Annotated in this window: 8 protein-coding genes; 2 read left to right on the top strand and 6 right to left on the bottom strand. The window is 71.8% G+C overall.

The features are described from left to right. On the bottom strand, positions 1–2625 hold the full coding sequence (locus ACO2RJ_RS09990) for a GNAT family N-acetyltransferase (protein WP_423267853.1): 2625 nt from the start codon (positions 2623–2625) through the stop codon (positions 1–3). A 209-nt stretch (positions 2626–2834) separates the two neighbouring features. Here ACO2RJ_RS09990 and ACO2RJ_RS09985 point away from each other — a divergent pair, with 209 nt between their 5' ends. Next, positions 2835–4394: an alkaline phosphatase D family protein gene (locus ACO2RJ_RS09985; protein WP_423267852.1), complete on the top strand. Its 1560-nt coding sequence runs from the start codon at positions 2835–2837 to the stop codon at positions 4392–4394. Between the two features lie 14 nt (positions 4395–4408). On the opposite strand, the gene ACO2RJ_RS09980 is transcribed toward ACO2RJ_RS09985, so the two are convergent. The 5 genes from ACO2RJ_RS09980 to ACO2RJ_RS09960 form a co-directional block, all read right to left on the bottom strand. Beyond that, entirely contained in the window at positions 4409–4957 is a 549-nt protein-coding gene (locus ACO2RJ_RS09980; protein WP_423267851.1) for a DUF924 family protein, read from the bottom strand. Further along, complete coding sequence (locus tag ACO2RJ_RS09975) at positions 4954–6762, bottom strand: long-chain-acyl-CoA synthetase (RefSeq protein ID WP_423267850.1); 1809 nt, start codon at positions 6760–6762, stop codon at positions 4954–4956. The genes ACO2RJ_RS09980 and ACO2RJ_RS09975 overlap by 4 nt, the downstream gene beginning before the upstream one ends. A 140-nt stretch (positions 6763–6902) precedes the next feature. Then, positions 6903–7943, bottom strand: a complete 1041-nt coding sequence (locus ACO2RJ_RS09970; protein ID WP_423267849.1) for a CobW family GTP-binding protein — start codon at positions 7941–7943, stop codon at positions 6903–6905. 106 nt (positions 7944–8049) lie between these two features. Further along, a complete protein-coding gene (locus ACO2RJ_RS09965) occupies positions 8050–9363 on the bottom strand; it encodes a D-alanyl-D-alanine carboxypeptidase family protein (protein ID WP_423267848.1) in 1314 nt (437 codons plus the stop codon). Between the two features lie 124 nt (positions 9364–9487). Further along, entirely contained in the window at positions 9488–11296 is a 1809-nt protein-coding gene (locus ACO2RJ_RS09960) for a glucan ABC transporter ATP-binding protein/ permease (RefSeq protein WP_423267847.1), read from the bottom strand. 216 nt (positions 11297–11512) lie between these two features. Here ACO2RJ_RS09960 and ACO2RJ_RS09955 point away from each other — a divergent pair, with 216 nt between their 5' ends. Then, entirely contained in the window at positions 11513–15283 is a 3771-nt protein-coding gene (locus ACO2RJ_RS09955; RefSeq protein ID WP_423267846.1) for a hypothetical protein, read from the top strand. Positions 15284–15378 lie beyond the last annotated feature (95 nt).

Here is a 15378-nt window from a genome sequence, read left to right as displayed (position 1 = left end):
TCAGCGGTCCTTCAGACGGCGGTACAGGTCGCGGATCTTCATCCGGAGGCGGCGGCGCGCGCGGTCGGCGCCGGCGACGAGCGGCAGCAGCGGCGCGCGGCCGGGGCGGAGCGCGATCAGCCAATCGCCGAGCTGCAGCCTTTCGCGCCAGATGTGGTCGATCATCGGATGATCGGCGACCGCGGTCGAGTCGACCCAGTCGAGCGTCTCGTCCTCGATCAGGCGTTTCGTCAGCTCGATCGTGAGCTGAACGCCCGGCGAGCAGCGGGCGAAGCGCTCATCATAGGCGATCTTGTAGAACCAGGCCTGCATCCCCCCGGTGAGCACCAGGCCGGCGGCCACGAGATCGTCGCCGACGGCGAGCTCGAGGATCCGCGCCTCGCCCTTGGCGGAGCGGTCGGCGAACAGGCCGCGGATGAACTCGATCTGGTCGGGATGGCGCCGCATCGCGGATCCGCCTGCGCCCTTCCAGCCCTTGGCTTCGAGGTCGAGGAACCGCTCGAGCGCGGCCGCGACGTCCGCCGGCGAGCGGGCCTCGCGGAACGCGACCGGTCCGTCGTCGCCGAGCCGCCGGAGCTGGCGGCGGAGCTCCTTCAGCTTCTTCGACGACAGCGAGTCGGTGAGATAGCTTTCCGCGGAGGCGGTCGTCTTCAGCAGCGCCCGCCGGTGGCTGTCGACAATCAGGATCTTGCGGTCCGACCAGTGGGCGGCGGCCCGGATCGCGTCGGCGACCGCGCCCTTCTCCGGCAGGAAGCGGAACATGAAATAGCCGTCGCCCTGCGCCGCGAGGCCGTCGAGCAGCGCCTCCACGGCCTCCGTCGGGCGGTCGAGATCGATCAGCGGCAGGCCGAGCGGCCCGAAGAACGCCCATTCGGTGCTGGCTCGGCACCGCGTCAGCGGGAGGATCGAGCGCCGCACGACCGGCGCCGCCGCGATCAGGCGCGGGGCGCCCGCCGGCGCGGCTTCGTCCCACACCACCGCCATGCGGACGCGGCGGACCGCCGTCAGCCTGACGGCGGCGAGCGCGAAGTCGGCCTCGCCATAGAGGTTGCGTTCGAGCGCGCGGGCCGCGAGGGCTTCCCAGGCGGCGCGGCGTTCGGCGAGCTGGCCGATCGTCATAAGCTCGAACCGGGTGGTCGCGACGGACGCCGTGCGCGGCGGGGTCAGCTCCTCTTCCGCCATCGGCTGGACGAGCGAATCCGTGACGGCGTCGCCGGTCGGCGAGCGGTAGGCGGGGGCGGGGCCCGACCCCCAGGGCAGGGCCCCAAGACCCAGCCTCTGCCGGGTGATGACGAAGAGCAGCACCGACTCGACGATCAGCGTGACCGAGGTCGCGGCGGCTGCGCCCATCCCGCCGAAACGCGGCACCAGCAGGAAGCACAGCGCGACATTGAGCAGGAACGCCCCGCCATAGACGGCCGCGCAGATGTTCTGCTGGTCGAGCATGTTGAGCAGCCGCTCGAGCGGGCCGACGGTGGCGCGGGCGAGCAGCCCGATCGCGATCACGAACAGCAGCGGATAACCCGCGGTGAACGCTTCGCCGAACAGCCACAGCACGGGCCAGCCGACGGCGAGCAGGATCACGCAGCCGACGAGCGACGGCCAGAACGTCCAGCGCGCGGCGTCGCGCACCATTACCGACAGCCGGACATGATCGCCGGACGCGGCGTATTCCGTGAAGCGATGGGCGACCGCCGCCGACACCGAGAAGGACACGAAGGCGACCAGCGACATCACCTTGACCGCGGCGTAGTAGACGCCGACCTCGTGCGGCGGCCGGAAGGCCGACAGCACCAGCACGTCGGTGTAGGCGAGCAGCAGGTAGAAGCCCTCGACCATGAAGATCGGCAGCGACACCTTCATCCAGGTCGCGGGCGCGTAGGCCCGCGGACCCGGCGGCACGCGGGCCTTCAGGCGCCGCTCCAGCATGACGAGCTGCGCGATCGCGGTCGCCCAGGTCGCGACGATGGTCGCGGCCATGGCCGTCGTCGCGGTCGCGTCGAAATGCTGCCAGCTGAGGACGCCAAGCAGCGCGAGGATCAGCAGCGGCCGGACGAAATAGGCCGGCGCCAGCGCGACGTCGATCCAGTTGTGCGTGCGCGAGATGCCGTCCTGGACGTCGGTCAGGACGTACATCGGCACGCAGAACAGAGCGAGGTAGAGCGGGACCACGGCCCAGCTGTCGAGCCGATCGGCGAACAGCCAGATGCCGAGCAGGCCGACCGCGGTGATCGCGGTCGACGTCGCCATCGCCATCACCCGGCTGCCGATCAGGAAGCCGCGGAGCAGGCTGACCTCGCCGCTCTCGGCGTATTCGGGGATGAAGCGCTGCGGCGCCGAGGCGAGGCCGAGGCTGGTCATGCCGCCGAGCAGCAGCACCCAGGTCCAGACATAGACGTAGACGCCGTATTCGGTCTCGCCCATCCAGCGCGCGAGCAGGATCTGGGACGCGAAGGCGATACAGGCGTTGACGACGCGGATCAGGAACGCGCCGCCGGCGACCTTCTGGGCGACTGCGGTGTCGGAGCGGTCGGCGAGCAGCTTCCGAACCCGGCCCGCGATCGCGCTCACGGCGCCCGGCCCGCCGGCGTCGCTTCGTGCGTGATAGGGCGTGCTGACGTCCATCCCGGGATCCGGCTTTCCGCTCATTCTTCCGGACACTCGACTAGCAGGCCGCGCTTAAGGATGGGTTCGGGAAGAGCGTAAACGATCCCTCTCCGCAACCTGTGAATCAGCCGCGCGACGAGGCTCGGAGGAAGCGTCGTCGAACGATCAATCCGCTGTCATGAGGCGCATCTAGTCTCGAACCGTTCAAGGCTTCGAGGAGCGCCATCATGAGCGGCAGCGGCTTCCTGCATCGTCCCTCCCGTCGAACCATCCTGACGGGCGCAGCCGTCGCGGCCGGCGGGGCCGCCTTCCCGTCCCCCCTCCTGGCTCTCGGCCGGCGTCGCCCGGAGACGCCCTCGGGCGTGCAGAGCGGCGACGTGGGCGCCGACCGCGCGATCGTCTGGAGCCGCACGGACCGGCCGGCCCGGATGGTCGTCGAGTGGTCGACAACCGAAAGTTTCAAGAAAACGACGCGGATCGTCGGGCCGGACGCGCTCGGCGACGCCGACTTCACGGCGCGGGTCGATCTCCGCCGGCTGCCCGCGGGCGAGGACATCTTCTACCGCGTGTCGTTCCAGGATCTGAGGGACGTCGCGGCGGTGAGCGAGCCCGTCGTCGGCCGCTTCCGCACCGCGCCGGCGAAGCGGCGGGACGTCAGCTTCGTGTGGACCGGCGACACCGCGGGTCAGGGCTGGGGCATCAATCCCGACTTCGGCGGCATGAAGGGCTACGAGGCGATGCGCCGGACGAAGCCGGACTTCTTCATCCATTCCGGCGACACGGTCTACGCCGACGGCCCGCTCTCGGAGACCGTCGACCTCGGCGACGGGCGGGTCTGGAAGAACCTCGTCACGGAGGCTAAGTCGAAGGTCGCGGAGACCCTCCGCGAGTACCGCGGCCAGCACAGCTACAATCTGATGGACGAGAACATCCGCCGGATGAACGCCGAAGTGCCGATGTTCGCCCAGTGGGACGACCACGAGACGACCAACAACTGGTATCCGCAGGAAATCCTCGATCTGCCGGCCTACCGGGAGAAGAGCGTCGCGCTGCTCGCCGCGCGGGCGCGCCGCGCCTTCTTCGACTACATGCCGATCCGGATCGAGCAGCGCGACCCGCAGCGGATCTACCGGCAGGCGAGCTACGGCCCGCATCTCGACGTGTTCTTTCTCGACATGCGCAGCTACCGGGGGCCGAATTCGGCGAACCTTCAGACCACGCGGTCCGACGCCGCCGCCATCCTCGGGGCCGAGCAGGTGCGCTGGCTGAAGCGCAAGCTTCTGGACAGCCGCGCGACGTGGAAGGTGATCGCCTCCGACATGCCGATCGGGCTCGAGGTCCCGGACGGGACCAACTGGGAGGCGGTCGCGAATGGCGAGGACGGCCGGGCCAAGGGACGTGAGATCGAAATCGCCGACCTGCTCCGCTTCATCAAGCGGCGCGAGATCAAGAACACGGTCTGGATCACGGCCGACGTTCATTACGCCGCCGCCCATCGCTACCACCCGAACCGGGCGAAGTTCCAGGATTTCGATCCGTTCTGGGAGTTCGTGGCGGGACCGATCAATTCAGGCACGTTCGGCCCGAACGCGCTCGACATGACCTTCGGCCCGAAGGTCATGTTCCAGAAGGCCGCTCTTGCCGGGAAGCCCAACGCCTCTCCGCTCGACGGACTTCAGTTCTTCGGACATGTCGCGATCGAGGGGCGGACCGGCGTAATGACGGTCTCGCTGAAGGATCTCGACGGCGCCGACATCTACAAAGTCGATCTGAACCCGAAGGCCTGAGCCTCGGCCGCGATTCAGCCGGCGAAGCCGCCCTCGGCCAGAAACCGCTCCTCCTCCGGCAGGGAGGGGCGGCCGAGGATCGCGTTGCGGTGCGGGAAGCGGCCGAAACGCTCGACCACGTCCCGGTGGATCTCGGCGTAGCGCAGTCCCTCGGCGTCGCCGAGCGCCCGGAACAGCGCCACGCAGCGCCGCTGGCAGGCGAGATCCTCGGCGTGCTCGAACGGCAGATAGAAGAACGAGCGCATCGGCGCGGCGACCCGCGCGTCGTGGCCGAGCGCGATCGCCTCCTCCGCCGCGGTCAGGGCGAGCGCGTCGGTGGCGAAGGCCTGCGGGGTTCCGCGGAACAAGTTGCGCGGCGCCTGGTCGAGCAGGATGATGAGCGCCAGCGCGCCCTGCGGGCTCGTGATCCAGCCGTCGAGCGCGCCGGCCGCGGCGCGGTCGCGGAGGCGTCCGAGCCGGAGCCGCACCAGGGAATCGAACCGCGGATCGCTCGAAAACCAGCGATCGTATCCGGCGGCGCGCCAGAAGCCGACGACGCCCAGCGCTGCGGGCGGGACGCTCACAGCCGCAGGCGCTTCGCGACGACCGCCTCGTAGAGCTCGACGTCGAAAGGCGCGAAGCGACGGTCGATCGGGTGGTTCAGCAGGATCGGGTCGGGCACGACCGTGGGGTCGCAACCCTCCTTCACGAGCTCGATCTTGCGCTGCTTGAACGTGCCCGTGACCTCGAGCTCGCGGCCGAGCCGCAGGAACACCGGCCGCGCGAAATGCGGGAGCTGGCGTTCGAGGAAGGCGTAGAGCGCCTCGAGGTCGACGCCCTCGGATTCCGCCACCACCACGGCCATGCCGGCGCGACCGTCATAGCCGGGCACGGCGACGCCATAGACGGTCACCTCCTTGACCCCGGGAAACACCGAGATCGTCTCGGAGACCTCGGAGGTCGCGACGTTCTCGCCGCGCCAGCGGAAGGTGTCGCCGATGCGGTCGATGAAGAAGAAATAGCCCGAGGCGTCCTTCTTCATGAGATCGCCGGTCCGGAACCAGCGGTCGCCCTTCTCGAAGGCGTCGGTCAGGATCTTCTTCTTCGTCGCCTCCGGGTCGGCGTAGCCCTCGAAGCGGGCGGAGGGCTTCGAAGGGTCGTTCAGGATGCGGCCGACCACCTCGCCGACCTCGTCCGGCCCGCATTCGACGCACAGCCCGTCCGGCCCGCGCACCGGCTCGCCGGCCTCGACGTCGAAGCGCACGATCTTGGTCGGGAACTTGTGCTTCATGTACCAGGGGATGCGGCCGACCGCGCCGGGCGTGCCGTCGAAATTGAACAGCGCCACGTTGCCCTCGGTCGCGGCGTACCATTCGAGGATGGTCGGCACCTTGAAGCGCTCGGCGAAGATCGGCCAGACGTCGGGCCTCAGCCCGTTGCCGCAGACCAGCCGCAGCTTGTGGCGCTTCTCGGCCTCGCATTCCGGGGTGTGGATGAGGTAGCGGCAAAGCTCGCCGATATATTCCGCCAGCGTGCATTCGGAGGCGACGACGTCGTCCCAGAACCGGGTGGCGTGGAACCTCTCGCGGATCACGACCGAGGCGCCGCCGATCAGCGGCGAGCAGGCCGCGATCACGCCGCCGACGGTGTGATACATCGGCAGGCAGTCGTACATCCGGTCCGTCGGCCGGACGCCCATCGCGCCGTAGAAGCCGTGGCTGATCGCCATCAGCCGGTAGTGGTTGATGTTCGCGGCCTTGGGGTGTCCCGTGGTCCCGCTGGTGTAGATGAAGAGCGCCTTGTCGTCGATGTCGAGCGCCGGCAGCTCGTCCGGGGGCAGCGCGGCGCCGGACAGCTCCGCTACCGCCTCGTCGATCCGCGGCCAGTCGCTGAAGCCGGATTCGTGCAGCCAGACGACGGGCTCGGGATCGACCGCCACGAGATGCCCGGCGGAAAGGTAGGCGGCCTCCAGGTCGGCCGAGACCACGACGTGCTTCGGCTTCACGATCGAGACGCAATGGGCGAGCGGCGCGCCCGTCAGATTGGTGTTGAGCAGCGCGACCACGCCGCCGACCCGCGTGACGCCGATCCAGAGCGCGAGATAGTCCGGGCGGTTCGGCATCAGCAGGGCGACGACGTCGCCCTTGGCCACGCCATGGGCTCTGGCCCAGCGCGCATAGGCATTGGCGCGGGCCTCGAGCTCGGCGTAGCTGTAGGTCTCGCGATGGGAGATCAGAGCGACGCGGTCGCCGTGGGCGGCGGCGAGCTCGGACACGACGTGGGGAAAGACGCGGGAGCGGTTGCGGCCGATATGGGTCGTCGCCCTGAGCGCCCTGAGCGCTCCCGACAGACAGGCGATCTCTCGTCCAAGCCGAGACTTAGCGACCATGGCGTTCCCTCGTCGCGCCGGCTGTTCGATGCCGCTCTTCGGCGGACCGGGCGTCTTGTATATGCACGTCCATCAAGCCCGTCGGCCTTAGGGCTGTCCAGCGGACTCGGCCGGCGGAGCGGGCGAAAGCGGGCCGCACTTTAGGCGAACAGCCCGCCGCCCACACGCGCGCTGAGCGGGTTGTCGACCAGCGCCGCAGGGTCCGGCCGGTCGGGCGCGAGCGCGCCGGCGAAGGCCGCATACAGGGTCGCGAGCAGATCGGGCTCGAGGTTCTCGCCGATCGCGACCAGCCGCGTGCGTCGATCCCCGTCCGGCCAGGCGTCGAGAAAGCGCGGCGCGGCGAAGACATGGCGCACGCCCTGGACCACGAGCGGACGGTCCGGCTCCTCGGCGATCCTGACGAGGCCCTTCAGCCGCAGCAGCTTCGGCGCATGCGCCGAGCGCAGCAGGTCGACGAACATGTCATAGGCCGCGCGGGTCAGCGGCGCCTCGCTTGCGAGCGAGATCGCGCGGATCGCGCCGTGACCGCTTTCTCCGGCCGGGATGAGGTGGCGCTCGGCGAGCGGGGCCGGGGCGAGCAGCGTCTCCGCGTCCACGCCGGACGCAAGCTCCACCGGCGCGGCGGGGGCGAGGCGCGCGATCAGCGCGCGGGCCTCCGCGATCTCGGCGTCCGTCGCGACGTCGGTCTTCGACAGCGCGATCCGGTCGGCCATGGCGACCTGCCGGCGCGCCTCGTCATGGGCGGCGACGGTCGCAGGACCCTGGACGGCGTCGACCACCGCGATCACGCCGGACAGCTGATAGCGCATCGCGAGATAGGGGTGGAGCGACAGCGTCTGCAGCACGGGCACGGGATCGGCGAGCCCGCTGGTCTCGATCACCAGCCGTCGGAACGGCGGGATCCGACCGTTGTCGCGGGCGCGCAGCAGATCCTCGAGCGTCGCGATCAGGTCCCCGCGCAGCGAGCAGCAGAGACATCCGCCCGCGAGCGCGACGATCCCGTCCGCGACGTGCTCGACCAGCAGATGGTCGACGCCGATCTCGCCCGCCTCATTGACGACCACGGCCGCGTCGGCGAGCGCCGGGTCGCGCAGCAGCCGGTTGAGCAGCGTGGTCTTGCCGGCGCCGAGAAAGCCGGTGAGCATGAAGACGGGAATGGGGTCGGGTCGCCGGGACGTCATCGGACAGATGTGGCGCGTGCGGCGCGACGTTGCAAAGGCGCCAGCCTGCCGATCGGAGCGGGACGCCTTTGGCGCCGCGCGCCAGCCGCCCGCGCCTGTCGCCCCGTCAGTTCGGCCGCCCGTCCGCCGGGGCGGCGTTGCGATACATCGCGCCGGAGGCGGGGGCCCCGGCGGCGGAGGCGTTCAAGGCCGGCTTGAGGTCGATCTTGACGCGGCCCTCCTTGGTCTTCGACGCGGAGGACGCGGTGGCCTTGCCCTTTTTCTTGCTCTTCGCCGCCTTCAGCGACTTCACCTTCGCCGAGCCGGGCTTGACGGCCTTGCCCGCGAGCGGCGAGCCGGCGTTCGGCTTTTGGGCGAAGGCCGGCGCGTCCTCGTCGACGCCGCTCGGCTTCGCCGCGACCTTTTCGGCGCCCGGCGCCGCCGTGGCGTAGACCATCACCGGCGACACCGGAATCTTCGCCATCAGCGTCTCGCGCCAGGGATGCCCCTTCGGGTCCAGCTTGCGGGCCGCGCGCATCTTGGCGGTCGACTTGCCGCACATCGTCTCGCGCAGGTCGACGGGGAAGGCGGAATCGCCGCCGGGCAGGCTCGCCAGGGTGCCCCGCGCCATGGTGGCCGCGAAGCCGCGCTCGAAGGCGTCGATCGCGGTCTCGGAGCGCTCGATCGGCGTCGGCGAACCCAGCACCACGGCCACGAGATGGCGGCCGCCGCGCGTCGCCGTCGCCACGACGTTGAAGCCGGACGAGCAGACGTAGCCGGTCTTCATGCCGTCCGCGCCGGGGTAGCGGCCGATCAGGCCGTTATGGTTGCGCAGGACGCGGTCGCCGATCTTGATCGCTTCGAGGTTGAACAGGCCGGCATAGCCGGGGTGGTCGCGGTAGAGCGCCATCGCGAGCACAGCCATGTCGCGCGCGGTCGTGCGCTGCAGATCCGGGCCGGGCTTCACGGGCAGGCCGTTCGGGTTGACGAAGTTCGAATTGGTCATGCCGATCTGGCGCGCCGTGCGGTTCATGTCGGCGACGAAGCCGTCGACCGAACCGGACACGCCTTCGGCCAGCAGGAAGGCGATGTCGTTCGCCGACTGCACCATCAGCATCTTGAGCGCGTCGTCGACGGTCACCGTCTGGCCGACCTGGAAGCCCATCTTGCTGGGCGGCTCGGCTTGCGCGCGCTCGGAATAGATCAACGGCGTCTGCGGGGTGATCCGGCCGGCCTTGATCGCGTTGAGCACGACATAGGTCGTCATCAGCTTGGTCAGCGAGGCCGGGTACCAGGCCGCCGTGGCCTCGTTGGCCTCGAGCACGGCGCCGGTGTTGACGTCGGCGACGAGAAGGGGGTTCGCGCTCAGCGTCGAAGGCGCGAAGGCGCACAGCAGGGCGAAGGCGGACGCCGCGAGGCGGCGGCGGATCGACGTCGTCATGGGCGGACTCAAAACCTGTGCTTGCGGTCGGCGGCGCGGCGTCATGCGCCTCGGCGCGGCCGGCGACCTCCCGGACACCCTCTTGGACGCCCCATGCTTACCGGCAGACGGCGCAAAAATCCAATCACCCCGCCTCGATCCTGTCCGTGAGCGGCGCCCTCGCGGCGGGCTTCTCCCGCGCCAGCGCCTGGGCCGCGACCAGCCGCGCGAACGGACCGCCGGCGCCGGCGAGCGCGTCGAAGGATCCGCGCTCGACGATCCGTCCGTGGTCGAACACGAGCACCAGATCGGCGCTCCGGACGGTGGCGAGGCGGTGCGCGATGACGAGCGTGGCGCGCCCCGCCCGCGCCGTGTCGAGCGCCGCCTGAACGCGCGCCTCGGTGCCGGCGTCGAGCGCGCTGGTCGCCTCGTCGAGCACCAGAATCGGCGGATCCTTCAACAGCACGCGGGCGATCGCGAGCCGCTGGCGCTCGCCGCCGGAGAGCGAGGCTCCGCGTTCGCCGAGCACGGTCGCGAACCCCTCCGGCAGGCGGCGGACGACGTCGAGCGCCTCGGCTTTCGCGCAGGCCGCCTCGAGCTCGGCCTCGGTCGCATCGGGCTTGCCGACCCTGAGATTGTCGGCGATCGAGCGCGCAAACAGCATCGGCTCCTGAAATACCACGCCGACGTTCCGCCTCAAGCCGTCGAGGGTCATGTCGCGGATGTCGACGCCGTCGATCGTCACGCGGCCGGCCTGCGGGTCGAAGGAGCGGGTGAGCAGAGCGAGCGCAGTCGACTTGCCGGAGCCCGTCGCGCCGACCAGCGCGACCATCCGGCCGGGCCGGGCCTCGAAGGCGACGTCGACCAGCGTGGGACGCGCGGGCTCGTAGGCGAAGGAGACGTTTTCGAAGGCGATGCGTCCCTGGAGCCGGCCGGGGTCGCGGGCGTCGGCGCGTTCCGCGACCTCCGGCGCGACGTCGACGAGGTCGAGCAGCTCGCCGATGCGCGGGGCGTTGAGCAGGAAGGCGTTGATCAGGCCGACCGCCTCGCCGAGACGGCTGACCACCAGCGTCGCGAGCGCGGCGAAGGTGACGATGTCGCCGACGCTCGCCAGGCCCTGGGCGTTGAGAGCGGCGCCGGCCAGCACCACGCCGAGCACGGTCAGCGTGCCGGCGGCGGGCGTCGCGGCGGCGGCGTAGGCCCACCAGGACAGCACCGGCATCTGGGCGTCGAGCAGCCGCTGCATGACGGAGCGCACCGCCTCCATCTCGGCCTTCGCCCGCGCGAAGCTCTGCACCACCGCCACCTGGGCGACGGCGTCGGCGGCGTGCTGGATCACGTCGGAATGGTGGCTTTCGACGTTCTCCTGCTGGGTCTGGGTGGCGCGCAGCAGCAGCGCGATCCCGATGCCGAACACGATCACGAGCGCGATCAGGATCACGCCGAGCCAGAGATTGAGAGCGAGACTGGCGGGCAGCAGCGCCACCAGCCCGATCAGCGTGGCGCAGCCCGAGCGGAAGAACGACAGCCAGACGTCGGCGAGCGCGTTGGCGCCGACCGTCAGCGCCTTGACGATGCGTCCCGAATGGGTGCGGCGATGAAAGCTCAGCGGCAGCGTCAGCACATGGCCGAAGGCGCTCGTCATCACCGCGAGGCGGCGGCGATGCGACATCCGATCGGCGTGCAGGCCGACCAGCACCCGGCCGCCGATCGCCGCGAGCGCGATCGCGGCCCACAGCGCTGCGATCTGCGGGATGCCGGCCCCGCCGCGCGTCAGCGCGTCGACGATGCGGCCGAACAGCACCGGCTCCGCGAAGGCCGCGAAGGCGAGCCCCACATTGCCGGCGACGAGCCAGGCTGCGAGCCGCTTCTCGTCTCCGAGCAGGGCGATGGTGCGGGCGTAGGTGGCGAACACGCTGCGCGGGGCGGCGCCTCTGGACTGCCGGGCCGTCATGATCGGAGAGGCGGCGCCGCGCGCGGCTCGGCGCTGGGAAGGGGAGAGATCGGTAACCTCCGCTAAGAAATCGTTACGCCCGGACGCATTGGTTAACGGCTTGTTTACCCTGTCGGTCAACAGTCCCCCCTGGGCGAAGCGACGCGCGTGGCGTCGTCAACGGCTCGTAAAGCTTTCGTCCGGAGACGGGACGCAAAGCGCTCGGGGTGGGGGCAGATGAGCGTGAGCGATTCGAGGGGCCGCCGTGGCTATCCGTCTGCGCCGGACGAGAGCGGCGAGCATCGGCTGGCGGAGCTGGCGCAGCGCCTGACCGACGCCCGCCGGAGCGGAGACCCGGCCCCGGAGGAGCTCGAGCGGCTTGTCGCGATGCTCGCCGAGCGTGACATCGAGCCGGGCGATCGACTGACCCGCGCTCTCGAAGGCCTGGCCCGGTGGGCCGACACCGCGAAGACCCAGACGGCCGCCCCACGTGCGCCGTCCGCGCCCGCGCGGCCCGCGGCCGAAGCCTACGACAAGCCGCGCCGGGAGACGGCGTCGCAGCCGATCGCGTCGCTCCGTTCGGCGCTCGCCGAGATCGCCGCGCGCCAGAAGGCGCTCGACCTCGACGAGGAGGAGCCGATCGCGGGCCGTCGCCCCGCGACGCGGCCGGGCGACGAGGACCTCTCCCCGCGCCTCACGCCCCACGCGAAGTGGGAGCCCGCGCCGCGCAACTCCCAGCCGCAGACCCGCTGGGACGAGCCGACGATCCGCTCGAGCCCTGTGACCGAGACGCCGAAGCGGGCCGCCCCGGAGGCCCCCGCCGCCGACGCGGCCGCCATCCGCGCGCTGCGCGACGAGATCGACCGCCTCGCGCATGCGGTCGACGAACTGCCGACCCGCATCGAGATCGACGCGCTGGTGCGTGAGATGTCGACCTTGGCCGGCCGCCTGACCGACGCCCGTCCCGCCCGCCTCGACGCCGATTCGCTGCATGCGATCGACGCGCTGGTCGCCGGCGTCGAGCGCATGCGCGGCGACGCCGCGAGCCCGCAGATGGTGGCGCGCCTCGGCGAGGAGCTCGCCGCGATCGCCGACCGGATCGACGCGCTCGGACCGAGCAACGCGACGGCCGTCGACGCGCTCGCGCGCCAGGTCGACGAGGTCCGCTCCGAGCTCGACCAGTTCCCGCGCAGTTCCGCGGTCGATCGCCTCGCCGAGGAGATTCACGCCGTCATCGGCCGTCTCGACGCCCAGGAGCGCTCCGCGGCGCCCGTCCGCGAGGCGGTCGCCGGACTGTCCGGCCAGGTCGAGGCGCTGCACGGCAAGATCGCCTCGATCGCCGACGCCGCGCGCGTCCGCGGCGACGAGATCGGCCGCGTCAACGAAGCCTTCCTCGCCGAGCTCGAGAGCCTGCCGCGCGCGGAGGCGGTGCAGAGCCTCGGCCGCCAGATCGACGAACTGACGAAGGACATGAAGACGCGCTCGTCCCAGGCGCCGGCGCTGCGCGCGGTCGAAGGGCTGGCCGGCAAGGTCGACGCGCTCGAAGGCAAGCTCGACGCTATCGCCGAGGAGACCCGCGCCCGCGGCGCGGACGCCGAGCGCATGGCGGAAGGCCGCGACGGCGAGGTCGAACGCCTCGTCGAGGTCGTGCGCTCCGAGATCGCCGCCGTCGCCCGGCCCGACGCCTTCGACACGCTCGGCCGCCAGATCGAACAGCTCACGGCGAGCCTCTCCGCCCGCCGCTCCGAGCCCGTTCCGGCCTTCGCCGCCGTGCTGTCGGGCAAGCTCGACGCCATCGCCGCGACCGTCGCCGAACGACCGCAGGCGGCTTCCGTCCCGGCCGAGCTCGCCGCGAAGCTCGACGCGATCGCCGTCAGCGTCGCGCGCCGCGAGCCGGCCCCGGTGTTCCCTCCGGAGGCCTCCGCCAAGCTTGACGCCATCGCGGCGGCCACGCAGGCGCGCGCGGGCTCCTTGGAGCGGGTCGAGGCCGCCGTGGCCTCGATCGCCGAGCAGCTCGTGCAGATCAGGCCCGCCGGCGGATCGGACGACGGCGTCGCCGCGATCGAGGCGCAGGTCGCCCGGATCGTGGACGGGCTCGAGCACAATGACGGCCGTCTCGACGATTTGCACGAGGCCTTCACCGGTCTGGCGGCGCGGATCGAGCACAGCTGCGCCGATCTCGGCGTCCACGCCGCAAACAGCGCCTCGGACGCCGTGCGCGCGGCGATCGGCGACGTGGCCGGCGGCGGCGACGTCGCCCGCGAGATTTCGCAGGCGCTCCAGGATCTCCGCCGCTCCGCCTCGCAGAGCGAACGCCGCACCGCCGAGACGCTCGAGACCGTGCGCGACACGCTCGAGCGCCTGATGGAGCGCATGGAGGAGGGCGGCCTCGGCCGTTCCGGCGCTGCGTTCGAAACACTCGCCTCCTTCACGGCCGAGCGGCCGGGCGCCTCCGAGCCGGCGGCCGCCGACGCCACCGAAGCGGCGCGCGCCGCCGCTCGCCGGGCGATGACCGACGCCGGCGACGGTGAATTCGCTTCCCTGGCGCGCAAGACCCGCCCGGCGCCCGAGCCGGAGCCCTTCCGTCCAATCGCCGACCTCGCGCCCGATTTCCCGCTGGAGCCCGGCTCGCAGCCTAAGATCGCGCGCGAGGCCGCGCGGATCGAAGGACGGGACGCTCCGCGGATCGAGACGGGCGAGGGGCCGCGGGTCGAGATCGAACCGGACCTGCGCGCCTCCGGCCAGTCGACCGCCGCGTCCTTCATCGCCGCCGCGCGCCGCGCCGCGATCCAGCCGAGCCCCGAAGAGCCGGAGCTCGCGGAGCCCAAGACCCGCAAGGCGCGTCGCGCGGCCAGGTCGTCGGCGAAGCTCGGCGGCGCGCTCGCCATGCTGAAGGCGCGCAAGCGGCCGGTGCTGCTCGGCGTCGCCGCCACCCTGATCGTGCTCGCAGCCCTCTATGTCGCGAGCGGCATCACGCGCGCGCCGGCGCCGCGGCTGCAGGGCGAGCCCGTTCCCCGCGCCGAGGAGCCGGCTCCTTCCGCCGAAGCGCCTGCGGCGGAGCCCGCCCGTCCGGCCCAGCCCGGCCTGTCCGCCCCGGCCGAGCCCGCTCCGACCGAGCCCGCGCCGACCGAGCCGGCGCAGCCTCCCGTCGACGCCGCGCCGCCTCCCGCCGAGCCCGCGCCCAAGCCGCGCGCCGAGCTCGCGCCGCCGCGCGCGGCGGCGGCCGACCTCACCCCTTACGCCTTCGCCGGCGCCGAGACCGCGCCGATGGCGCTCGCTCCGGCCAAGCCCGCCGAGCCGCTCGTCACCGGTTCGGTGGCGCGCGGCGGGGACGCGCTGCCGGACTCGATTGGCGGCTCCACCCTCCGCCTCCGGGCCGCCCAGGGCGACCCCTCCGCGCAGCTCGAGATCGCCGATCGTCTGCTGAACGGGCGCGGCGCTCCGGCGGACCCGGCCGCCGCCGCCCGCTGGCTCGAGAAGGCGGCGGTCCAGGGCCTGGCCCCCGCCCAGCACCGGCTGGGCAGCCTGTACGAGAAGGGCGTCGGCGTGCCGCGCGACCTCTCGACCGCCCGCCGCTGGTACGAACAGGCCGCGGCCTCCGGCAATGTCCGCGCCATGCACAATCTCGGCGTGGTGCACGCCGAAGGCGGGCTGGGCAAGCCGGATCTCGTCGCCGCCGCGACCTGGTTCCGCATGGCGGCCGAGCGCGGTCTGGTCGACAGCCAGTTCAATCTCGCGGTGCTCTCGGCGCGCGGCGTGGCCGGCAAGCGCAATCTGACGGACGCCTACAAATGGTTCGCGCTCGCCGCGGCCCAGGGCGACCAGGACGCCGTCCGCAAGCGCGACGAGGTCGGCAAGGCGCTGGGCGCCCAGCTTCCGGCGGCGCAGGCCGCGGTCGACGGCTTCCGGGCGCGCGAGGTCGACGCCGCCGCGAATGAGGCGCCGACGCCTCCCGGCGGCTGGGACCATGTCGCCGCCAAGCGCAAGGACAAGCCGTCGCAGCGGTGATCCCCGACCGCTCCGCCGGGCATTGACAAGCCGGCCTGCGCCGGGCGTAACGCCTTGAGGCGCCCCCGTCTTCGGGGATCGCGCCGAGGCGTTGC

Origin of the sequence: Hansschlegelia sp. KR7-227 (assembly GCF_049446035.1) — a bacterium.
Taxonomy (GTDB): Bacteria; Pseudomonadota; Alphaproteobacteria; order Rhizobiales; family Methylopilaceae; genus Methylopila.
This window is presented reverse-complemented; position numbering and strand designations above follow the sequence as displayed.